23 protein-coding genes are annotated in these 20978 nt (G+C 44.2%); 21 read left to right on the forward strand and 2 right to left on the reverse strand.

Annotated elements, in window-relative coordinates; translation table 11 throughout:
• Positions 1-27: 27 nt before the first annotated feature.
• From LC091_RS11300 to LC091_RS11310, 3 genes are all read left to right on the forward strand, one after another.
• Complete coding sequence (locus LC091_RS11300) at positions 28-591, forward strand: sigma-70 family RNA polymerase sigma factor (RefSeq protein ID WP_226682100.1); 564 nt, start codon at positions 28-30, stop codon at positions 589-591.
• Positions 554-1138: a hypothetical protein gene (locus tag LC091_RS11305; protein WP_226682102.1), complete on the forward strand. Its 585-nt coding sequence runs from the start codon at positions 554-556 to the stop codon at positions 1136-1138. The genes LC091_RS11300 and LC091_RS11305 overlap by 38 nt, the downstream gene beginning before the upstream one ends.
• Before the next feature lie 79 nt (positions 1139-1217).
• Entirely contained in the window at positions 1218-1442 is a 225-nt protein-coding gene (locus LC091_RS11310) for a DUF2198 family protein (protein ID WP_226682103.1), read from the forward strand.
• A gap of 24 nt (positions 1443-1466) precedes the next feature.
• On the opposite strand, the gene LC091_RS11315 is transcribed toward LC091_RS11310, so the two are convergent.
• Positions 1467-1976 (reverse strand): hypothetical protein, encoded by a 510-nt coding sequence (locus LC091_RS11315; protein ID WP_226682106.1) that lies wholly within the window; start codon positions 1974-1976, stop codon positions 1467-1469.
• Positions 1977-2188: 212 nt separating this feature from the next.
• Here LC091_RS11315 and uvrB point away from each other — a divergent pair, with 212 nt between their 5' ends.
• Both uvrB and uvrA read left to right on the forward strand, forming a co-directional pair.
• On the forward strand, positions 2189-4168 hold the full coding sequence (gene uvrB / locus LC091_RS11320) for an excinuclease ABC subunit UvrB (protein WP_226682108.1): 1980 nt from the start codon (positions 2189-2191) through the stop codon (positions 4166-4168).
• 7 nt (positions 4169-4175) lie between these two features.
• Entirely contained in the window at positions 4176-7052 is a 2877-nt protein-coding gene (gene uvrA / locus LC091_RS11325; protein WP_226682110.1) for an excinuclease ABC subunit UvrA, read from the forward strand.
• A gap of 68 nt (positions 7053-7120) precedes the next feature.
• Here the strand turns inward: uvrA and LC091_RS11330 are convergent, their stop codons facing one another.
• Positions 7121-7528 (reverse strand): hypothetical protein, encoded by a 408-nt coding sequence (locus tag LC091_RS11330; protein ID WP_226682112.1) that lies wholly within the window; start codon positions 7526-7528, stop codon positions 7121-7123.
• Between the two features lie 307 nt (positions 7529-7835).
• On the opposite strand from LC091_RS11330, the gene LC091_RS11335 reads away from it, so the two are divergent.
• The 16 genes from LC091_RS11335 (at position 7836) to hisIE (ending at position 20838) form a co-directional block, all read left to right on the forward strand.
• On the forward strand, positions 7836-9050 hold the full coding sequence (locus LC091_RS11335; RefSeq protein ID WP_226682114.1) for a DUF4097 family beta strand repeat-containing protein: 1215 nt from the start codon (positions 7836-7838) through the stop codon (positions 9048-9050).
• A gap of 1 nt (position 9051) precedes the next feature.
• Entirely contained in the window at positions 9052-9252 is a 201-nt protein-coding gene (locus LC091_RS11340; protein WP_010196904.1) for a PspC domain-containing protein, read from the forward strand.
• Positions 9249-9611 carry a phage holin family protein gene (locus LC091_RS11345; RefSeq protein WP_226682404.1) on the forward strand — a complete coding sequence of 121 codons (363 nt, stop codon included), beginning with the start codon at positions 9249-9251 and terminating at the stop codon, positions 9609-9611. The genes LC091_RS11340 and LC091_RS11345 overlap by 4 nt, the downstream gene beginning before the upstream one ends.
• Positions 9612-9958: 347 nt before the next feature.
• Positions 9959-10897 carry an HPr(Ser) kinase/phosphatase gene (hprK, locus tag LC091_RS11350; RefSeq protein WP_226682116.1) on the forward strand — a complete coding sequence of 313 codons (939 nt, stop codon included), beginning with the start codon at positions 9959-9961 and terminating at the stop codon, positions 10895-10897.
• 22 nt (positions 10898-10919) lie between these two features.
• Positions 10920-11786 (forward strand): prolipoprotein diacylglyceryl transferase, encoded by an 867-nt coding sequence (gene lgt / locus LC091_RS11355; protein ID WP_404819680.1) that lies wholly within the window; start codon positions 10920-10922, stop codon positions 11784-11786.
• 56 nt (positions 11787-11842) lie between these two features.
• Positions 11843-12787, forward strand: a complete 945-nt coding sequence (locus tag LC091_RS11360) for a nucleoside recognition domain-containing protein (RefSeq protein WP_226682118.1) — start codon at positions 11843-11845, stop codon at positions 12785-12787.
• Positions 12777-13427, forward strand: coding sequence for a pyrophosphatase PpaX (gene ppaX / locus LC091_RS11365; RefSeq protein ID WP_226682119.1), 651 nt, complete (start codon positions 12777-12779; stop codon positions 13425-13427). The genes LC091_RS11360 and ppaX overlap by 11 nt, the downstream gene beginning before the upstream one ends.
• Positions 13420-13932, forward strand: a complete 513-nt coding sequence (locus tag LC091_RS11370; protein ID WP_010196885.1) for an acyltransferase — start codon at positions 13420-13422, stop codon at positions 13930-13932. The genes ppaX and LC091_RS11370 overlap by 8 nt, the downstream gene beginning before the upstream one ends.
• 415 nt (positions 13933-14347) lie before the next feature.
• Positions 14348-15538, forward strand: coding sequence for an ATP phosphoribosyltransferase regulatory subunit (locus LC091_RS11375; protein ID WP_226682120.1), 1191 nt, complete (start codon positions 14348-14350; stop codon positions 15536-15538).
• Positions 15535-16164: an ATP phosphoribosyltransferase gene (gene hisG, locus LC091_RS11380; RefSeq protein WP_226682121.1), complete on the forward strand. Its 630-nt coding sequence runs from the start codon at positions 15535-15537 to the stop codon at positions 16162-16164. Before LC091_RS11375 ends, hisG begins: the two co-directional genes overlap by 4 nt.
• 6 nt (positions 16165-16170) lie before the next feature.
• Entirely contained in the window at positions 16171-17448 is a 1278-nt protein-coding gene (gene hisD / locus LC091_RS11385) for a histidinol dehydrogenase (RefSeq protein WP_226682406.1), read from the forward strand.
• Between the two features lie 12 nt (positions 17449-17460).
• Positions 17461-18048: an imidazoleglycerol-phosphate dehydratase HisB gene (gene hisB, locus LC091_RS11390; RefSeq protein ID WP_010196875.1), complete on the forward strand. Its 588-nt coding sequence runs from the start codon at positions 17461-17463 to the stop codon at positions 18046-18048.
• 3 nt (positions 18049-18051) lie between these two features.
• Complete coding sequence (gene hisH, locus LC091_RS11395) at positions 18052-18684, forward strand: imidazole glycerol phosphate synthase subunit HisH (RefSeq protein ID WP_226682122.1); 633 nt, start codon at positions 18052-18054, stop codon at positions 18682-18684.
• A 1-nt stretch (position 18685) separates the two neighbouring features.
• Positions 18686-19414: a 1-(5-phosphoribosyl)-5-[(5-phosphoribosylamino)methylideneamino]imidazole-4-carboxamide isomerase gene (hisA, locus tag LC091_RS11400; RefSeq protein WP_226682123.1), complete on the forward strand. Its 729-nt coding sequence runs from the start codon at positions 18686-18688 to the stop codon at positions 19412-19414.
• Entirely contained in the window at positions 19415-20173 is a 759-nt protein-coding gene (hisF, locus tag LC091_RS11405; RefSeq protein WP_226682124.1) for an imidazole glycerol phosphate synthase subunit HisF, read from the forward strand.
• Entirely contained in the window at positions 20170-20838 is a 669-nt protein-coding gene (gene hisIE / locus LC091_RS11410; protein ID WP_226682125.1) for a bifunctional phosphoribosyl-AMP cyclohydrolase/phosphoribosyl-ATP diphosphatase HisIE, read from the forward strand. The genes hisF and hisIE overlap by 4 nt, the downstream gene beginning before the upstream one ends.
• Positions 20839-20978: the final 140 nt, after the last annotated feature.

Consider the following 20978-nt stretch of genomic DNA (forward strand, 5'->3'; position numbering starts at 1 on the left):
CAGAAAAAACAAGAAGGAGGTGGCAGATTGGCAAGGGAGAATGATTTGTCGGAGGAAAAACGGGAGGAAATGGTTGTGTGGGCTATGGATCACTATGGCGAAGAGATTAAACGATTAATCTACACATATGTGAGAAATTATGCAGTGGTTGACGACTTATCCCAGGAAGTGTTTGTGAAAGTTTATAAGAATTTACATCTTTTCCGAGGGGATAGTGAGTTGAAAACGTGGATTTATAGAATCGCCATTAATACCTCAAAGGATTATTTGAGAAGTTTTAAACATAAAGTCATGGAGTTGGTCCAGCCGTTTTTGGCAGGCGGTGAACTGACGGATGAGAAGGTTTTAATTTCAGAGGAAAGGCAAGAGCTTGCTGCTGTGGTAATGAGTTTGCCACTGAAATATAGGGAAGTTCTTATTCTACATTATTATAGAGACTTTTCGGTGGAAGAGATTTCAGAACTTTTGGAAGTAAACAAGAATACTGTAAAGACGAGGCTCAAACGTGGAAGAGACAAGGTAAGAGTATACATAATGGAAGGAGGCGATGAACATGAGCAAGAACCCTCGACTAGAAAGCGATCACTTTAAACAGGAAATGGACCATTTCATTTCGTCAAATTCATTATTTACTAGTGTAGACCGGGAACGAGTGTTGGAGAGAATTAAGGGGGCGAAAAAGAGAAAACACTGGTGGGGACATCCAAGGATTGTGTTGAGTGTGCTGCTCTTGTTCATTATTTCCGGTACACTTTATGGGGTTATGCAAACAACAACAGACAGGGAGACCATCTCTGCGGAATTTGTTTCGAGTAATTTATCTACAGGAATGAGCAAGCAGGAGGTCCGCAACATACTTGGAACCAATTATGTAGAGGTTGAACAGTCGATGGACAGTGGCCCCGTCTTTACTTTAAATCGGTACGATTTTCCAGTAGAGGAAGGCTACGTTTTTGAATCCCCAATGGATGACTTGGATATAGAAGGTGTACAAAGTGAAAAGATGGGAATGCAAGTTATGGTTCACTACGATGGTGAATTATTAAAAGGTTATTCTATAATTTTTAAAGAGGAAAATGGAAAAACAGTGATACACAGGTTTTTTGGTGATGAAATTCAGGTGGTACCAGTAGATTGATTCTTCTTATATAGAAGCAGAAAAACTGCTATACTAACAATAGAAGATTTTCGGATGAGATAGAAAAGAGGTTTTCAGATTGTTGGTAAAGCTGGGTTTAGCATTGATTATTCCTGCGTTGCTCGTGGTTCTTTTTACAAGAGTGACCTATAACCTATACGTGGGTACAGGTTTGGCAGTTGCGCTCATTTTAGTTTCCATTTTTAAAGGTCACGGAAATGAATGGTATGTTATTTTAGTAGATGTCCTTTCTTTAGTGATTGGATTTTTGTATGCAAAGCGCATGGTAGGGAAATTTAAATAGACAAAGAGGGAGCAACTTTCCGGTTTACGGAAGGTCTGCTCCCTCTTTTGCTTGTTGTGCTGCTTGTTGGTAGGCGGTCAATGCTTCTTGTTCTTCAGTGGTCGTCGACTCCAGTCTGGCGGGTCTCACTACCCAAAGAGGATCTTTTCCGAAGGTTTCCCCATAGCCTGTTAGTACGCCTTCAAATGTCAAAACATCTCCAACTTCCGGTGTAGGATTCAATTCTTCTACAAAAGTAACAAGGATAGCTGGAAGGAGTAGCTCCTGTAGCTCATATGTGGAATTGTTTTCTACACGCGTCACCGTGGCAGTCCATCTAATAGATTTGTCCTTATTTGCCTTGATAAAATCATGCACATACTCTCCATCCACTTCACTGTAAGTTAGTTCCTCCTCGGGAGTTTCCAATGCACGTTCATCTATATATGGGATGTCCAGCGTTTCTTCAGGAATATCGTTGAACGAACAGCCGGTCGTTAGCATAATCAGCCAAGCAAAGCAGAACATCTTACTGTAAAAAAACTTTTTCATCATAAATCTCCCCAAAACTAGTTTCCGATTCCAAATACATGATAATGATAAGAATATAGAAAACACTCTTAAAACGCAACAGACTCGGGTATAGAGTAAAAAAGCCTTTTTTTATATAAAAAGCGAATATCAGTTCGTATTTTTGTTGTTTTGGGTAGGTATTGTGGTAGAATATTGGTAGAGGTTAGATGAACGGAAATGGAGGCTTTTTGTGGATGGAACAGTTTGAGTTAGTTTCTGGATATAAGCCGGATGGAGATCAGCCGACCGCAATCGCGGAGATTGTGGAAGGTCTCAAAAACGGGAAAAAACATCAGACACTGCTTGGTGCAACAGGAACGGGGAAGACGTTTACTGTCTCCAATGTGATTCAGGCAGTAAACAAACCGACATTAATTATCGCCCACAACAAAACGTTGGCTGGGCAATTATATAGTGAATTCAAAGAGTTTTTCCCTAACAACGCAGTTGAATACTTTGTTAGTTATTATGATTACTATCAACCGGAAGCGTATGTACCTTCCACCGATACGTTTATAGAAAAAGACGCAAGCATCAATGATGAAATTGATAAACTTCGCCACTCGGCTACGGCTTCCCTTTTTGAGCGGAACGACGTTATCATCATCGCCAGTGTGTCATGTATCTATGGCTTGGGGTCACCGGAAGAATACCGTGACCTTGTCGTCAGCTTAAGAACAGGAATGGAAAAAGAACGGAATGTCCTGCTGCGTGACTTAGTAGATATCCAATACAGTAGAAATGACATTGACTTCAAGCGCGGAACATTCCGGGTTCGTGGTGATGTAGTGGAGATTTTCCCTGCATCCCGTGACGAACACTGCATTCGTGTGGAATTTTTCGGCGACGAAATTGACCGCATACGAGAAGTGGATGCACTAACAGGGGAGATTCTCGGAGACCGTAACCATGTTTCCATTTTCCCGGCTTCCCACTTCGTAACCAGAGAAGAGAAAATGAAAAAAGCCATCGTCAATATTCAGGCAGAGCTAGAAGAGAGGCTTGAAGAACTTCGCGAAGCAGGCAAACTGTTAGAAGCACAGCGATTAGAACAGCGAACTCGTTATGATTTGGAAATGATGGCGGAAATGGGCTTTTGTTCTGGAATTGAGAATTACTCCCGGCACCTGACCCTTCGTCCAGCTGGCTCGACCCCTTACACACTAATGGACTTCTTCCCGGAAGATTTTCTATTGGTGATTGACGAGTCCCACGTTACGCTTCCTCAAATCCGTGGGATGTTCAATGGGGACCAGGCAAGAAAACAAGTCCTCGTGGACCATGGTTTCCGACTGCCGTCAGCGAAGGACAATCGTCCACTCAGGTTCGAGGAGTTTGAAAAGAAAACAGCCCAGCTTGTCTATGTTTCTGCAACACCAGGACCATACGAGCTTGAGCATACACCCAAAATGGTAGAACAAATTATCCGACCGACCGGGTTGCTTGATCCGATTATTGAAGTTCGTCCAATAAAAGGACAAATTGATGACTTAATCGGTGAAATTCATCAGCGAGTGGAAAAGGATGAAAGGGTCCTTGTCACTACCTTGACGAAGAAGATGTCCGAGGATCTTACAGCTTACTTAAAAGAGCTAGGTATTAAAGTTGCGTACCTGCATTCTGAAATCAAGACGCTTGAGCGGATTGAGATTATAAGAGAACTGAGAATGGGTAAACATGATGTCTTGATTGGAATCAACCTTTTGAGAGAAGGTCTAGACATTCCAGAAGTATCACTTGTCACCATTCTCGATGCAGACAAGGAAGGGTTCCTGCGTTCTGAACGTTCCTTGATTCAAACCATCGGACGTGCTGCTCGTAACTCTAACGGTAAAGTCATCATGTATGCCGATAAAATAACAAAATCGATGGATATTGCGATCAATGAAACAAAGCGTCGCCGTGAAATCCAAGAGGCATATAACTTGGAGCATGGCATCACACCGACAACCATCAAGAAAAAAGTTCCAGAACTTATCCGTGCGACTTTCGTAGCCGAGGAAGATGGCAATTACGAAGGCAAAGCACCGACACTCAGACCGAAGAACAAGAAAGAAAGAGAAAAGCTCATAGAAAGCATGGAGCAGGAAATGAAAGATGCGGCAAAAGCGCTCGATTTCGAACGTGCAGCCGAGCTTCGTGACCTCATCTTGGAGCTCAAAGCGGAAGGATGACATAAGGATGGCAATGGATAAAATTGTAGTAAAAGGGGCCAGAGCCCATAACTTAAAAAACATAGATGTAACGATTCCCCGCGATAAATTAGTGGTGTTAACCGGGCTTTCAGGATCGGGGAAATCCTCTCTAGCCTTTGACACCATCTATGCGGAAGGACAACGCCGATATGTGGAGTCCCTTTCTGCCTATGCGCGCCAATTCCTTGGACAGATGGATAAACCGGATGTGGATGCGATTGAAGGGCTGTCACCTGCCATTTCTATCGATCAGAAGACAACAAGCCGTAATCCTCGTTCTACCGTTGGAACGGTAACAGAAATTTATGATTATCTACGTCTTCTTTTTGCACGGGTCGGTAGGCCGACTTGTCCGAAACATGGCATAGAGATTTCCTCTCAAACAATTGAACAAATGGTTGACCGTATCATGGAATACCCTGAACGGACCAAACTTCAAATTTTAGCACCAGTGATTCAAGGCCGTAAAGGCACGCATGTGAAAACACTTGAGGATATAAAAAAGCAAGGATATGTGCGCGTGCGAGTGAATGGTGAAATGATGGAAATATCCGACGATATTGAGTTGGAAAAGAACAAAAAGCATTCTATTGAAGTAGTGATAGACCGTATTGTTGTAAAAGAGGGCGTGGAAACACGTCTGTCAGATTCATTGGAATCTGCTATCAGACTTGGGGAAGGGAAAGTTATTGTGGACGTAATTGGGGAAGAGGAACTTCTCTTCAGCGAGCATCATGCTTGTCCACAATGTGGATTCTCCATAGGTGAATTAGAACCAAGAATGTTTTCTTTTAACAGCCCTTATGGAGCATGTCAAAAATGTGATGGACTAGGCACAAAGCTTGAAGTAGACATTGATTTGGTAATGCCAAACAAAAATCTCAGCTTAAAAGAACACGCTCTTGCGCCTTGGGAACCAACAAGTTCACAATATTATCCACAAATGCTGCAAGCGGTGTGCAATCACTTTGGCATTGACATGGATGTACCAGTAAAAGATATCCCCAAGAATCTATTGGATAAAGTCCTTTATGGCAGTGGAAAAGAAGAAGTTTACTTCCGCTACGAAAATGACTTTGGACAAGTGCGGGAAAGCTACATCATCTTTGAGGGAGTTATCCCCAATGTGGAAAGACGTTACAAGGAGACGAGCTCGGACTACATTCGTGAACAGATGGAAAAGTATATGGCACAGCAACCATGTCCTGCTTGTAAGGGGAACCGTTTGAAATTAGAAAGCTTATCGGTACTTATCAACAATAGGCATATCGGAAATGTGACTAACTTTTCCATTGTTGAAGCTTTGGATTTCTTTGATAGTCTTGAGCTGACAGAAAAAGAAAGAAAGATTGCCCATATGATTTTGCGAGAAATTGAGGAACGACTTGGCTTCTTGAACAATGTCGGGCTGGATTATTTGACGATGAGTCGTTCTGCCGGAACGCTTTCAGGCGGAGAGGCGCAACGAATTCGTCTTGCAACCCAAATTGGCTCACGATTGACAGGGGTTCTGTATATTCTAGATGAGCCATCTATCGGACTTCATCAGCGAGATAATGACCGCCTCATTCAAACGTTAAAAAACATGCGCGACATCGGAAACACGTTAATTGTCGTCGAGCATGATGAAGACACGATGATGGCAGCGGACTATTTGCTTGATATTGGACCTGGAGCAGGTGTTCATGGAGGTCAAGTGATTTCTGCTGGTACACCTGAGGAAGTAATGAATGATGAGAGCTCTTTGACAGGTCAATATTTATCAGGCAAGAAGTTCATTCCACTACCGACAGAAAGAAAAGTTGTAAAGGACCGCTTTATTGAAGTCATCGGTGCGAACGAAAACAACTTGAGTAATGTGGATGTAAAAATACCTCTGGGGTGTTTTGTTGCAGTGACGGGGGTGTCAGGGTCAGGAAAAAGTACGTTAATCAATGAAATTTTGCATAAGGCGCTTGCGCAGCGTTTGCATAATGCGAAGACAAAACCTGGCCAACATAAAGAGATTCGAGGGATTGACCATCTTGATAAGGTAATTGATATCGATCAGTCTCCGATTGGAAGAACGCCTCGCTCAAATCCGGCGACCTACACAGGGGTATTTGATGACATCCGTGATGTGTTTGCATCCACCAATGAAGCGAAAGTTCGTGGATATAAGAAAGGTCGTTTCTCTTTCAATGTAAAAGGCGGTCGCTGTGAGGCATGCCGCGGGGATGGAATTATAAAAATTGAAATGCATTTCCTTCCAGATGTATATGTGCCATGTGAAGTGTGTCATGGGAAGCGTTATAATCGTGAAACGCTTGAAGTGCAGTATAAAGGAAAGAACATTGATGATATTTTGAAAATGACCGTTGAAGATGCGGTGAGCTTCTTTGAAAACATTCCGAAAATCAAGCGGAAGCTTCAGACTATCTATGATGTGGGCTTAGGTTATATTACCCTTGGTCAACCGGCAACTACTCTATCGGGTGGGGAAGCACAACGTGTAAAACTTGCATCCGAATTGCATCGCAGATCTACTGGTCGTTCTCTCTATATCTTAGATGAACCGACAACAGGCTTACATGTTGATGATATTTCGAGACTTTTGAAGGTGCTACAACGATTAGTAGAAAATGGGGATACTGTGCTAGTAATTGAGCATAATTTAGATGTTATCAAAGCGGTGGATTACATGGTCGACCTCGGTCCTGAAGGTGGAGACAAAGGCGGCAGTATCATTGCGACCGGTACACCAGAAGAAGTTATTGAAGTTGAAGCTTCTTATACAGGGCAATACCTCCGACCGGTTTTACTGCGGGACCGTGATCGAATGGATCAGAAAGTAAAGAAAGTTGAAGCGGTCAGTAAAGGCTGACTTTGAGAATTATAGATGAAAAAGAGGATGGTTACGCCAATTCGGCAACCATCCTTCTTTTTGTATTTCTATTGTTTTGTCTCTTGTTCTTGAACTTTCTTTTCAATAATATCTTGTAAGAATCGAACATCTATCTCATAGGTTTTGTCCTTGAAACGAATTTCACCAGTGTTTTCGTTTAGTTTTCCTTTCAGATGAAAAGATGCGCTTTGAATCTTGTACTCTTTTGACGCTTCATCATAATGAAAGTCTGCTTTATCTATTTCATTCGTCACAACAGGACGAATGGTATTTTCCACATAATTAGAGGAAGACTCAGTGAAATCGGGACCCAGCACGCCAAAGAAAATCAATCCGGCAAGTATCAGTCCAATCATAATAAGCTTAGATAAAATGCTTTTCAAGAAAGGAATCACCACAAACAAAACGACCAGCACAATAATGATCGTCAACAAATGATCCATAATAAAATCCATATCCATTTCACTCCTTCCACACAATCTATACCCAGAAACTAGAACCATTATACCATTTTGAGTGAAAGAGACTCAAAGAATCCAAACTGAATCACCATGCGTAACAAACTAATAAGACTTGAGGCGTACGACATGGGTATCAAAAATCCTGCCGGGGTCTGACCCCTTTTCGAAATTTTTATGCAACAATATGTGTATAAGCAGAAAGTGAAACTTTTGGGTGTGGTCGGTCGTAGAGGTAGTATGGATGAATCTTAGGTAATGTTAGGTTGAGGTTATTTATTAGGTTATAGGGAGGATGTTATTTATGGAAGAGCGTAAGCGTATTTTGAAGTTGGTGGAGGAAGGGAAGCTGACTGCGGAGGAGGCGATTATTTTATTGGAGAGTTTGGAGAAGAATAGTGAAGAGAAGAATTTGCGGCAGGATGAGATTGTTTCGGAGCTTGCGAAGGATGCGAAAGGATCTCAGGAAGCAGAGGAGAATATTTTTAAGGCTCTGTCCACCAAAGTATTCTCTAATTATAATTCCAAAAATGGCTCAACAGGCTCATCGTCGAGCGGATCCAGCTCTTTTGATAAATCAAAATTTGATTCTTACAGCAAACAGGCATCCTCTTTTAAAAATAACATCTTAGATTTTGTCGGAAGTGCGCTGCAGAAGATTAAAGACTTGGACTTGGATTTCAACTTTGGACCTTCTATCTCTATTCAACATATATTCCAGCAATCAGATGTGCATTTGCAGCATATCGATCTGGATGTGGCGAATGGCGCAGTCAAAGTGGTTCCTTGGAAAGAGAACGATGTGAAGATAGAGTGTGAGGCGAAAGTTTATGAGGAGAACTCGCAAGATGACGCGCGCAAGGCATTTTTGAGTGAAGTGCTATTTTCCATTGAAGCTGGGAAACTGCGGTTTTCTGTCCAGAAGAAGCATATAAAAGTGAATGCGACGGTTTACGTACCTGAAGAAAAATATGACAGCCTGAATATCCGCATGTTTAATGGGCCGATATCAGGGGAAGGTTTACATGTAAAGTCGATGAAAATGAAATCGGCAAATGGCTCGTTAACATGGGAAAACCTAAAGAGCGATTATATTGAAGCAGAAACGGCAAACGGTCATATAAAATTGACAGATTGTGACGCGAAAGAAATCGAAGCGGAAACGATTAATGGTATGTTGAGAGTTCGCGGAGATATCGAGAAGCTCGATGTTCAGAGCTTTAATGGAAATGTGGTCGGTGAGCTGACTGGCTCTGCTGCACGTTCCATTATGGCAAAAACAAAAACAGGTAGTGTGGACCTGTTCATATCATCTGAAAACACAGTGGAAGCTGAATTGAAAACGAATCTTGGTAGTTTTACATGCGAGGTTCCAGGGATGGATGTTGTGGAGGAGAAAAATGAAGTGGTGCAAAAGGCGCTTCATTTTAAGGCGAAAAAAGAGGATGCTCCCCTCACGTATATCCTTGCAGAAACGACGACAGGCTCCATTTTAATCAAACCATATGAGGTGAAGTAATATGAAACGTCTTATCCGTTCCAAGAATGACCGCAAGCTTGCGGGTGTGCTTGGAGGCCTAGGGAAATATTTAGGAGTAGATTCCAATCTGTTGCGTGTTATTTTTGTCATTCTATTATTCCCGACAGGAGTAATGCCCTTGATTGTTACGTATTTTGTTTTAACGTTTCTACTACCTAATGAAGAGTCAGAGATACGCTGATGAGATGGGCTGTCAGTATTCTCGTTAATGCATTAATTTTAATCGTAGTTGCAGGTTATTTTGACTCGTTCCAGTTGAGCGGTGTCGGAGCGGCAATCATTGCAAGTTTGATTTTAGCTGTGTTAAATACGATTGTAAAACCAATCTTGGTCATTTTGACATTGCCTGTCACGTTGCTTAGTCTAGGGTTGTTCTTGTTTGTCATCAATGCGATCACGCTGATGTTGACAGCCTTCTTGATGGGTGATTCATTCAATATTGATGGATTTGGAACGGCCATATTGGCAGCAATCGTTATATCCATATTAAATTTGCTGATCCAGAAGGCGATTGTCGAGCCTTTGCAAAAGAAGAATTAATAGGAAACGCGAACCTATTCTCTCAAAGGTTCGCGTTTTTTTTCTGCATGAAACCGCTGTTGATTTCCGCAAATGGCTTCGCTTTCCGGGGGACGGTGCTTGAGCCTCCTCACAACGCTTCAGGGGTCTCAACCTACCGTTACTCCCCCGCAGGAGTCTTCGCCTTTTGCTCCAATCACCAGCTAAGAGGTTCCATATCCTCATTTAAATCCCCTCATCCAAACCTCCCACTTAATAAAAAAGTCAAATAGTGCTAAAATGAGAAAAGGTTGTTTTTACATAGGAAGCATGACATTTATTTTGTAAGATTACATCAGGGTGTTTCCATACTTAAGGAGGTTTTGGCTGTGCCAAAGGTTCGGACAAAGGATCTGATCGAGAAGTTTAATTTTGAATTGATTGGTGGGGAAGATGGCGTGAATCGTCCGATTGCGACAAGTGATATTTCCCGACCTGGTATAGAAATGGCCGGCTATTTCACTTACTATCCGGCTGAAAGAATCCAGCTGCTAGGAAAAACGGAGTTGTCTTTTTTTGAAAGACTTACGCCAAAGGAAAAAAGAGAGCGGATGAGTCAGCTCTGCACGGACATCACTCCAGGAATCATTGTTTCAAGGGACATGGAGGTTCCACCAGAGCTCGTGGAAGCGGCAGAGTACGAAAGTGTGCCACTTATGCGCTCCCCGATGAAAACGACGAGGCTTTCCTCGCATCTGACCAATTATTTAGAAGGAAAGCTTGCTCCGACAACAGCTGTTCACGGCGTGCTTGTCGACATTTATGGAGTGGGCGTTCTTATCACCGGAAAAAGCGGTGTTGGTAAAAGTGAAACAGCGCTTGAGCTTGTCAAAAGAGGACACCGTCTTGTGGCCGATGACTGCGTGGAAATCAGGCAGGAAGATACAGATACACTTATCGGGAATTCTCCGGAACTGATTGAACATCTGCTTGAAATTAGGGGTCTTGGGATTATCAATGTGATGACCCTTTTTGGAGCAGGAGCGGTACGCAGCTACAAACGTATCACGCTTGTCATTAATCTTGAGCTTTGGGACAAAAACAAGCAGTATGACCGCGTTGGGTTGGATGAAGAAAAGATGAAAATCATTGATTCGGAAGTCACTCGCTTGACGGTTCCTGTTCGTCCTGGGCGAAACTTGGCTGTTATCATTGAAGTGGCAGCGATGAATTTCCGCTTGAAGAGAATGGGCATGAATGCTGCTGAGCAGTTCTCCAACCGTTTGTCAGGTGTCATTAATAACGATAACGAGCATGAAGACATTTAAAAAATAATGGAGTGTGGGGAACATGTTGTTAGGAAACATTGAGCCGTTAAATCCGGTCTTGATCAGTTGGCCGATCACGGTTTACTGGTATGGGGCCATCATTGGAACAGGAGCACTGCTTGGTTTATGGCTTGCCACAAGGGAGTCCGAAAGACGAGGGCTTAACAAGGATATCTTTGTCGATTTAGTCTTATTTGCCATCCCGATTGCCATTCTTTGTGCCAGACTTTATTATGTAGCGTTTCAGTGGGATCATTATTCACAAAATCCGGGCGATATTTTGAAAATATGGGAAGGTGGCTTGGCAATTCACGGGGGATTGATTGGAGCCATTACCACTGGGGTTATTTTTGCAAGAATCCGAGGAATTTCGTTCTGGAAGCTTGCTGATATTGGTGCACCAAGTATCCTTCTTGGTCAAGCGATTGGACGCTGGGGGAATTTTATGAACCAGGAAGCTCATGGTGGAGAAGTGACTAGAGCTTTCTTAGAAGGACTTTACTTACCGGATTTCATCATCAATCAAATGTACATTAACGGTACATACTATCACCCGACATTCCTGTATGAGTCCATCTGGAATTTTGTTGGTGTCGGACTGCTTCTATTACTGAGAAAAGTAAACCTAAGACGCGGGGAACTCTTCTTAAGTTACGTGATTTGGTATTCTGTCGGCCGCTACTTTATTGAAGGAATGCGTACGGACAGCTTGATGCTAACCGAATCTTTAAGAATTGCACAAGTTATTTCCATCGGACTGGTCGTCCTTGCCATTGCCCTTATCATCATGCGTCGTGTACTCGGCATGGCCAACAGACGTTACTTAGATCCAGAAAACAAAGAACGTTATATGGACTCAAAGAAAAACACACCTGAAGCGACGAAATAAGCAAAGACTCCGACAGATAAAAAATGGAGCGGCTACTTCAAAGGGGGAGGAGCTTCATGATGCAAACTTTTAAACGCGGGCTGATGGTGGGGCTTGGGACGACGTGGACACTGGGGAAAGTCATTTTCCCAGTCACCCTCCTTGTCGGCATCCTTCAACATACACCAGTCCTACAGTATCTTATCAACGCGATTGCCCCGATCATGGGAATCTTCGGCCTGTCAGGTGAAGCTGCAATTCCACTTGTGATAGGAAATTTCCTAAACCTCTATGCTGGTATCGGTGCCATCCTCACCTTGGACCTTACCGTAAAAGAGGTCTTTATTTTAGCGGTGATGCTCTCGTTTTCCCATAATCTATTAGTAGAGTCGACCGTAGCGGCAAAAGTAGGGTTGAAAATTTGGGTAATTCTAGCTGTTCGACTCGGCCTAGCTTTTTCTGCAGGAATCATCATCAACCTGGTTTGGAAAGGTGGGGGTGAGCTTGCCCAATACGGGATGGTCGCAAAGTCTGAAGAGGCAGTAACAGGCTTTTTTCCTATTATTCTTGATGCTACCCAGCGCGGCCTGTTGGGAATCTTGCAACTTGCGATTATCGTCATACCGCTTATGATTCTTGTACAATTTATGAAGGAACTTGGCTGGCTCGCTGTATTTTCGAAGTGGATGGGGCCATTCACTCGTGCGCTCGGAATGAAAGAAAATACGTCTACAACAATGGCGGCAGGTCTGGTGATCGGTCTTGCATATGGGGCAGGAGTTATGATTCAGGCGGTAAAAGAGGATAATGTAAGTAAGAAGGATTTGACCCTTGCGTTTATTTTTCTCGTAGCCTGTCATGCGGTGGTGGAAGATACATTAATTTTCATCCCACTCGGAATCCCTGTTTGGCCTTTGCTTGCCATCCGTGTTACAACAGCCATTCTCCTCACGATAGCCGTGGCTTTCATTTGGAAACGGCTAGAACTCGCAAAAAGAAAGGAAGCCTCTTATGACCATTAACACCGTACTTTTTGATTTAGATGGAACTTTGATAGATACAAACGACCTAATTATTGAGTCGTTTCTTCACACGTTAGATCATTATTATCCGGAGCAATATGGCCGTGAAGACGTACTGACCTTCCTCGGTCCTCCTTTATACGATACATTCGTAAAAATGGATGAGTCGAAAGTGGACGAAATGATAGCTCATTATCGCGACTTTAATATGGCCAAACATGACGAGTACGTAACAGAGTTTGAAGGGGTAGTGGAAACAGTGAAGCTTCTCCATGAAAAAGGTCTGAAACTTGGGATCGTGACGACAAAAATGCGTCAAACAGTAGTGATGGGGCTTAAACTGACAGGTCTTGATCAATACTTTGATGTGGTGGTCTGTCTCGATGATGTTACAAACGCCAAACCAGATCCTGAACCAATCCACCTTGCTCTGCAACAACTTGGGTCTACGCCTGAACAGGCAATCATGGTCGGCGACAACTTTCATGACATTTTAGCAGGCAAAAATGCCGGAACGAAAACGGCCGCAGTGAGCTGGACAATCAAAGGAGTAGAATACCTTCAATCCTTCGAACCGGATTATCTGCTCACACATATGCAAGACTTGTTGCCAATAGTGGGAGTGACAGAGGGTGAGTAGACGGACGACCCGATATCCGGTGGAAGGCGCGAATTCCCTTTGGCATGTCTACAAAACCGTCCCTTTTTTAAAAGTAGTGAAAAACTTCGCCGTCATTCAGATTGCCAGATACACGCCATTTCTCGGAATGAAAAACTGGCTCTACCGCACCTTCTTGCGGATGAAGGTGGGCGAACAGACCTCCTTCGCATTAATGGTGATGCTTGATGTGATGTTTCCAGAAAAAATAAGCGTCGGCCGCAACACGGTCATTGGCTATAACACCACCATCCTTGCCCACGAATATTTGGTTAAGGAATACCGCCTTGGCGATGTGGAAATCGGCAGCGAAGTGATGATTGGTGCCAATACGACCATCCTTCCAGGCGTGGTGATCGGCGACGGCGCGATCGTCTCCGCCGGCACACTCGTACATAAAGACGTCCCAGAAGGCGCATTTGTAGGAGGAAACCCGATGCGCGTCATCTATACGAAAGAGGAAATGCAGGAGCGGATGAGGTTTTAGCAGGTTGGATAAAAGTGAAGAGTAAATGAAGACCTTTCCAACGGCATATTTGAGCCTGCGGAGTCTTCATGACCTGTATGAAGACCTGTCTAGCATCAAATTTGAGCAAGAGAAGTCCTCATGACCGTTATGAAGACCAGTCTCACAATGATTTTGAGTAAGAGGAGTCTTCATAGCCGTTATGAAGACCTGACAAGCGTCAATATGGAGCCAGCGAGGTCTTCATCAATATATAATCAACAATCTTCTACATAACAGCACTTTGTCTCCAAGGATAAAGTGCCTTTTTTTACCCAAAATAAAGTAAGACATACACCAGACCGTTAACACTTGACCAAAAAGCTTCATTTTGTTAGTATGTTACCATATTAGCGAACTAAAGGATTTCAGATTATTTTAAAAGGTGGGTATCCACATGTCAAACTCAAAACTATTCATGTTTGAAAAGCCACTAGGAATGCGGGACACGCTTCCTTCCTTATATGAAGCAAAACAGAACGTCAAAAACACGATGACAGCAGAAATCAGTCAATGGGGCTATCAGTTTATGGAGACCCCGACACTTGAATACTACGAAACGGTCGGCGAAGCATCGGCTATCCTCGATCAGCAACTCTTCAAGCTGCTCGATCAACAAGGACATACGCTTGTGTTAAGACCAGACATGACGGCACCGATCGCAAGGGTTGCTGCTTCAAGACTCTTAAATGAAGGTTATCCTCAGAGATTAGCCTATTCGGCCAACGTATTTCGTGCGCAACAGAATGAAGCAGGGCGACCGGCAGAGTTTGAGCAAATTGGTGTCGAGTGCATCGGCGACCGTTCCATCAGTGCAGATGCCGAGATGATTGCCTTGCTTGTTGCACTATTAAAGAACACAGGGTTATCGACGTTTACGGTCGCAATTGGCCATATCGGATTTTTGCAACAGATCTTCCTCGATATAGTCGGTAATGAAGAACGCGCGGCAACCTTAAGAAGATACTTATATGAAAAAAATTATGTAGGGTACCGGGAGCATGTGAAAAATCTGCCCTTATCCTCCATTGATAAAAAACGCCTTTTAAACTTGTTAACTTTAAGAGGGGATTCCTCCAACATTGAACTTGCAAAAGAAGTGCTCGATGGAGATGCCGGGAAAAAAGCGATCCAAGAGCTGGAGCAACTGTGGACGATGTTAGAAGCATATGGTGTAGCTGAGTTTGTGAAACTTGATTTAAACATTGTCAGCCATATGAGTTATTACACAGGGATCGTGTTTGAAGCGTATGCAGGCAACATCGGCTTCCCGATTGGAAACGGCGGAAGATATGATAAGCTGTTTCAAAAGTTCAATCGCGAGAAATCGGCAACAGGTTTCGGAATCCATTTAGACCGTCTTTTAGAAGCAAAAGGTGTGAAGAAGACGGAAGTGAAGATACACGGAGTATTGTTCAGTCAAGAAAGAAGAGAAGAGGCCATTGCATTTGCCACTTCAAAAAGAGAAGCTGGGGAAAAAGTAATCCTTCAAGACATTGCGGGAGTGGAAAATGTCGATGCGTGCACGGCGTCCTTCAGTGATGTGACCTTTTTTCTTGGAAAAGCCAGAAAGGAGAGCGAAGCATGAGTGTACTTACGATTGCGATGCCAAAAGGGAGAATTTTTGAAGAAGCGGCACAGTTGCTTGTTCAAGCGGGATATAAAATTCCTCCCGATCTGGAGGATTCTAGAAAGCTGATTATTGATGTACCAGATGAAAACATGCGTTTTATTTTAGCAAAGCCGATGGACGTGACCACTTATGTGGAGCATGGTGTGGCAGATGTCGGAATTGCCGGCAAGGACGTGATGCTAGAAGAAGAGCGCGATGTCTACGAAGTGCTTGACCTTAAGATCAGCGACTGCTACTTGGCGGTGGCAGGGCTGCCTGGAACGGAAATGAAAGATGTGGCCCCTAAAATTGCGACGAAATATCCCGGGATTGCTTCAAGCTATTACCGCGAGCAAGGGGAACAGGTAGAGATTGTGAAACTAAACGGGTCGATTGAATTAGCACCTCTGATCGGGTTATCAGACCGTATTGTGGATATCGTATCCACAGGACGAACCCTTAAGGAGAACGGCTTAGTGGAATTTGAAAGAATTGTGGATATCACGTCCCGATTGATTGTCAATCCTGTGAGTTATCGACTAAAAGACAAACAGATAGATGAACTTGTGGATAGATTAGCAGAGGTAGTTGGAGAGGTGTAAAAAATGATGAAGATAGAAAAAGTGAGTGAATCGGTATCTCTACGCCGTTCGATTGACCAAGGAACAGAAGAACAACGTGAGGCAGTCCTTCAAATCTTGCAAACGGTCAAGGAACAAGGAGATCAAGCCTTGTTTTCCTACACGGAAAAATGGGATGGTGCGAAGCTATCCACATTAAAAGTGAAAAAAGAAGAAATTCAAGCAGCTTATCAACAACTTTCTCCACAAGTTATCAACATTATCCACAATGCGGCGGAAAATATTCGTGATTTTCACCAAAAACAGGTCAAGCAGTCATGGTTATCCACAAAATCGGATGGTACCATTCTTGGCCAGCAGGTAACAGCCCTTGATGCGGTCGGCGTCTATGTGCCAGGTGGAAAAGCGGCATATCCATCATCCGTGTTGATGAATGTCATTCCAGCACAAGCGGCAGGAGTAGAGCGAGTTGCCATGGTGAGCCCGCCTTCAGCAGATGGCACATTGCCTGCAGGGGTGCTCGTCGCAGCGGATATTCTAGGTGTGGATGAAATCTATAAAGTGGGTGGAGCGCAAGCGGTAGCGGCTCTTGCCTACGGGACAGAAACGATACAGGCTGTGGATAAAATCGTTGGGCCTGGTAACATCTTTGTGGCACTTGCGAAAAAAGAAGTATATGGACTTGTGGATATCGACAGCATTGCCGGACCAAGTGAAATTGTCGTGCTTGCTGATGAGACTGCTAGACCAAATGAAGTAGCGGCGGATTTGCTGTCACAAGCCGAACATGATGAACTTGCTTCAAGCGTTCTAGTGACCACTTCACCATCACTTGCCGAACAGGTTGCACAGGAAGTGGAAATGCAACTATCAAGCTTACCGCGTGAAGCAATTGCGCGCGCTTCTATAGAATCATATGGCACTATTTTTGTAACAGATACGATGAAAGAGGCACTCCGTGTGGTCAATGAGCTGGCGCCGGAGCATTTGGAAGTCATGACAGCCGAGGCGATGAATCTTTTACCGTATATTAAACATGCAGGAGCTATTTTCCTAGGAAGATACAGTTCAGAGCCTGTTGGAGATTATTTTGCCGGGCCGAATCATGTGTTACCTACTAACGGGACAGCCCGCTTTTCCAGTGGATTGTCTGTGGATGAATTTGTAAAAAAATCCAGTGTAATTATGTACAGTGAACAGGCTTTAACAGAGAATGTGGATAAAATTGCAGCGTTCGCTCGCCTAGAGGGCTTAGAAGCGCACGCACGGGCGGTGGAATCCCGATTTACTAACAAGGAAAAGTGAGGAGACATGGTGATGACACGAACAGCTAGTTTGGAGAGAAATACGAAAGAAACACAAATACAGCTTGCTTTTACAATAGATGGAGAAGGAGCGGCAAAGCTTGAGACGCCTGTTCCGTTCATGACACATATGCTAGATCTTTTTACAAAGCACGGCCAGTTTAATTTGGATTTGCAGGCAAATGGGGATGTGGATATCGATGATCACCACACAACGGAGGATATCGGAATTTGTCTTGGTCAGGCCTTAAAAGACGCACTTGGGGATAAAGTGGGGATAAAACGATACGGAAACGCGTTTGTACCAATGGATGAGGCGCTTGCACAAGTGGTCGTAGATCTAAGCAACCGCCCGCATCTTGAAATTAGAGCAGAGTTCCCAAGCCAGAAGGTCGGCACGTTTGATACGGAGCTTGTCCACGAATTTTTATGGAAGCTTGCATTAGAGGCTCGAATGAACCTTCATGTGATTGTGCATTACGGTACGAACACACATCATATCATTGAAGCGATCTTTAAGGCGCTTGGCCGTGCACTGGACGAGGCAACCACGATTGATCCACGAGTTAAAGGGGTACCATCGACGAAGGGAATGTTATAGAAGATGATTGGCATCATAGATTATGGAATGGGGAATTTATATAGCGTCAGCAAGGCATTGGAGCGGATGGGTGTCGAGTATGTCATCTCTAATGACCGGGATGTGCTGTTTGAAGCGGAAGGCCTTATCCTTCCGGGGGTCGGCTCGTTCCGTGACGCCATGTCCATTTTACAAGAAACAGGCCTCGATTCTTTTATAAAAGAAGAAGTAGCGCGAGGGAAAAAGATGCTTGGGATCTGCCTTGGCATGCAGCTGTTGTTTGAGGAAAGTGAAGAGAACGGCGTAACAGAGGGATTGTCTCTTTTAAAAGGCAGGGTCGAACGTTTCCCTGGAGTTACAGCGGAAGGTACATCATACAAAGTTCCCCATATGGGTTGGAATAAGCTTGAATTTCAACAGGTATCTCCGCTTTTAGTAGGTGTGCCAGAGGACTTTGTTTATTTTGTTCATTCCTATTATGTAAAAGATTTTGCTGAAGCGGAGGTATTGGCAAGCAGTACATATGATGTGCAGGTGCCGGCTGTGGTGGGACGTGGGAATGTGTTCGGGACACAGTTTCATCCGGAAAAAAGCAGCAATGTCGGTTTGGCGATTTTGAAAAACTTTGTGAACCTTGTGAAGGAAGAGGAGCGATAATATGAGTTTTACCATTTATCCGGCGATTGATATGCGCGGTGGAAAATGCGTGCGTCTGCTGCAAGGAGACTATAGTAAAGAAACGGTCTACGGGGATTCCCCGTTTGATATGGCAAAAACGTTTGTGGAACAGGGTGCAGAGTGGATTCATATGGTGGACCTTGACGGTGCGAAGGCTGGTTCACCGGTCAATGATCGTTTTGTGTTGCAGGTGGCACGGGAGCTGCCTGCGAAAGTGCAGATTGGCGGGGGAATCCGTACTGCTGAGGACGTGGAGCACTATTTAGAAAACGGTGTAGACCGAGTGATTTTAGGAAGTGCGGCGATAAATGATCCTGCTTTTGTGAAGGCGATGCTTGCTAAATATGGTGCTAAAATTGCGATCGGGCTTGATGCAAAGGATGGATATGTGGCAACGGAAGGTTGGGTGGAAACATCGACTGTGAAAGCGACGGTGCTTGGAAAAGAGCTGGCAGATGCAGGAGGGGAAACTTTCATTTTCACAGACATTGCAACAGACGGTATGCTATCGGGACCGAATGTCGATGCGACGGTGGAGCTTGCGCGTGTGACAGGAGCTTCTGTCATTGCTTCTGGGGGAGTGAGTTCTTTGGATGATTTGTTGGCACTTAGCGAGTTTGCCGACGTTGGTGTTACAGGTTCCATTGTTGGAAAAGCAATCTACACGGAGAAAATTGATCTCGCCCGTGCATTGGAAGAGGTGAAATAGATGCTAACGAAACGAATCATCCCTTGTTTGGATGTAAAAGAAGGACGGGTTGTGAAGGGGGTTCAGTTTGTTGAGCTCCGAGATGCGGGTGATCCGGTCGAGCTTGCTGCCTTTTACGATGAAGAAGGTGCAGATGAACTGGTGTTTCTTGATATCTCTGCCTCTCATGAAGGTCGTGAAACGATGGTGGATGTGGTGGAGCAGGTTGCTGCAAAATTGGCAATCCCCTTCACAGTAGGCGGCGGCATCAATTCTATTGAAGACATGAAGCGGTTGTTACGTGCGGGTGCGGATAAAGTCTCTCTGAACACAGCTGCTTTGCTAAACCCTTATTTGATCCAAGCAGGAGCGGATTATTTTGGCTCACAATGCATTGTTGTTGCGATAGATGCTAAGTATGACGAGAGCCTTGGTTCGTGGAGAGTGTATACACATGGCGGACGCCGGGAAACGGACTGGGAAGTGGTGAAATGGGCTGAAGAAGCGGTTAAATTGGGTGCCGGGGAGATTTTATTGACGAGCATGGACAGTGATGGTGAGAAAAAAGGCTTTAATTTAGCGTTGACCAAAGCGGTGAGCGAGGCTGTCTCGGTGCCGGTTATCGCTTCTGGTGGCGCGGGTGAAGCGTCCCATTTTTTGAATGCGTTTGAAGAAGGAGCGGCAGATGCAGCATTGGCAGCCTCCATTTTCCACTACAAAGAAACGAGCGTTAAAGAAGTAAAAAGCTATCTTAAAGAGAAAGGGGTGCAGGTTCGATGATCAATTTAGAAGCAGTAAATTTTGATGAAAAAGGGCTTGTCCCAGCAATTGTGCAAGATGCCTCTACTAAAGAGGTGCTGACGCTGGCATATATGAACGGGGAGTCACTTGTTAAAACAGTCGAGACTCGAGAGACTTGGTTTTGGAGCCGATCTCGTGGGGAGCTTTGGCACAAAGGCGCAACTTCCGGTAACACGCAGCGTGTGGTAGAAATGAGATATGACTGTGACCAGGACGCGGTGCTTGTGATGGTGAAGCCGAATGGACCGGCATGCCATACGGGTGAAGAGACTTGTTTCCATGAGGTGGTGCTTGGTGCGGATACTGATGTGGCGGGTGAAATTGGTGCTCCGGCTTCAGGGGGTACTACAATTTTATCTCGTTTAGAGTCTGTCATTGCTTCACGTGCTGTGGATAAGCCTGAGGGCTCTTATACTACATATCTTTTTGAAGAAGGTGTGGATAAAATTCTGAAGAAAGTTGGCGAGGAAGCGGCGGAAGTGATTATTGCGGCGAAAAATCGTGACCGAGGGGAGCTTACTTGGGAGGTTGCGGATCTCTTTTTCCATGTGATGGTGTTGTTGCGTGAACAGGACGTTAGCTTGGATGAAGTGTTGGCAGTGCTCGAGGAGCGGCATGGGAAAAAGCCGTCTGACAAAGAATAATAGTTTTTGTTTAGCACTTTTTATAGTTAGAAACTGGGGAAGTGTTTTTTATTTGCAAATAAAGCACACCTCAAAATTTCCCACCTATTCTTTCCAACCTCTCTTATGTTATACTACGAACGGTAAGTAAGTTTGTATGG

It is taken from the genome of Sutcliffiella horikoshii (genome assembly GCF_020524325.1).
In the GTDB taxonomy this organism is placed as follows: Bacteria; Bacillota; Bacilli; order Bacillales; family Bacillaceae_I; genus Sutcliffiella_A; species Sutcliffiella_A horikoshii_D.

What these genes read in the sequence shown, in the direction of transcription:
- LC091_RS11305 (WP_226682102.1), top strand. Translation starts at nt 554, where the DNA reads ATGAGCAAGAACCCTCGACTAGAAAGCGATCACTTTAAACAGGAAATG.
- LC091_RS11315 (WP_226682106.1), bottom strand. Translation starts at nt 1,976, where the DNA reads ATGATGAAAAAGTTTTTTTACAGTAAGATGTTCTGCTTTGCTTGGCTG.
- uvrB (WP_226682108.1), top strand. Translation starts at nt 2,189, where the DNA reads ATGGAACAGTTTGAGTTAGTTTCTGGATATAAGCCGGATGGAGATCAG.
- uvrA (WP_226682110.1), top strand. Translation starts at nt 4,176, where the DNA reads ATGGCAATGGATAAAATTGTAGTAAAAGGGGCCAGAGCCCATAACTTA.
- LC091_RS11330 (WP_226682112.1), bottom strand. Translation starts at nt 7,528, where the DNA reads ATGGATTTTATTATGGATCATTTGTTGACGATCATTATTGTGCTGGTC.
- LC091_RS11335 (WP_226682114.1), top strand. Translation starts at nt 7,836, where the DNA reads ATGGAAGAGCGTAAGCGTATTTTGAAGTTGGTGGAGGAAGGGAAGCTG.
- LC091_RS11340 (WP_010196904.1), top strand. Translation starts at nt 9,052, where the DNA reads ATGAAACGTCTTATCCGTTCCAAGAATGACCGCAAGCTTGCGGGTGTG.
- lgt (WP_404819680.1), top strand. Translation starts at nt 10,920, where the DNA reads ATGTTGTTAGGAAACATTGAGCCGTTAAATCCGGTCTTGATCAGTTGG.
- LC091_RS11360 (WP_226682118.1), top strand. Translation starts at nt 11,843, where the DNA reads ATGATGCAAACTTTTAAACGCGGGCTGATGGTGGGGCTTGGGACGACG.
- ppaX (WP_226682119.1), top strand. Translation starts at nt 12,777, where the DNA reads ATGACCATTAACACCGTACTTTTTGATTTAGATGGAACTTTGATAGAT.
- LC091_RS11375 (WP_226682120.1), top strand. Translation starts at nt 14,348, where the DNA reads ATGTCAAACTCAAAACTATTCATGTTTGAAAAGCCACTAGGAATGCGG.
- hisG (WP_226682121.1), top strand. Translation starts at nt 15,535, where the DNA reads ATGAGTGTACTTACGATTGCGATGCCAAAAGGGAGAATTTTTGAAGAA.
- hisD (WP_226682406.1), top strand. Translation starts at nt 16,171, where the DNA reads ATGAAGATAGAAAAAGTGAGTGAATCGGTATCTCTACGCCGTTCGATT.
- hisB (WP_010196875.1), top strand. Translation starts at nt 17,461, where the DNA reads ATGACACGAACAGCTAGTTTGGAGAGAAATACGAAAGAAACACAAATA.
- hisH (WP_226682122.1), top strand. Translation starts at nt 18,052, where the DNA reads ATGATTGGCATCATAGATTATGGAATGGGGAATTTATATAGCGTCAGC.
- hisA (WP_226682123.1), top strand. Translation starts at nt 18,686, where the DNA reads ATGAGTTTTACCATTTATCCGGCGATTGATATGCGCGGTGGAAAATGC.
- hisF (WP_226682124.1), top strand. Translation starts at nt 19,415, where the DNA reads ATGCTAACGAAACGAATCATCCCTTGTTTGGATGTAAAAGAAGGACGG.
- hisIE (WP_226682125.1), top strand. Translation starts at nt 20,170, where the DNA reads ATGATCAATTTAGAAGCAGTAAATTTTGATGAAAAAGGGCTTGTCCCA.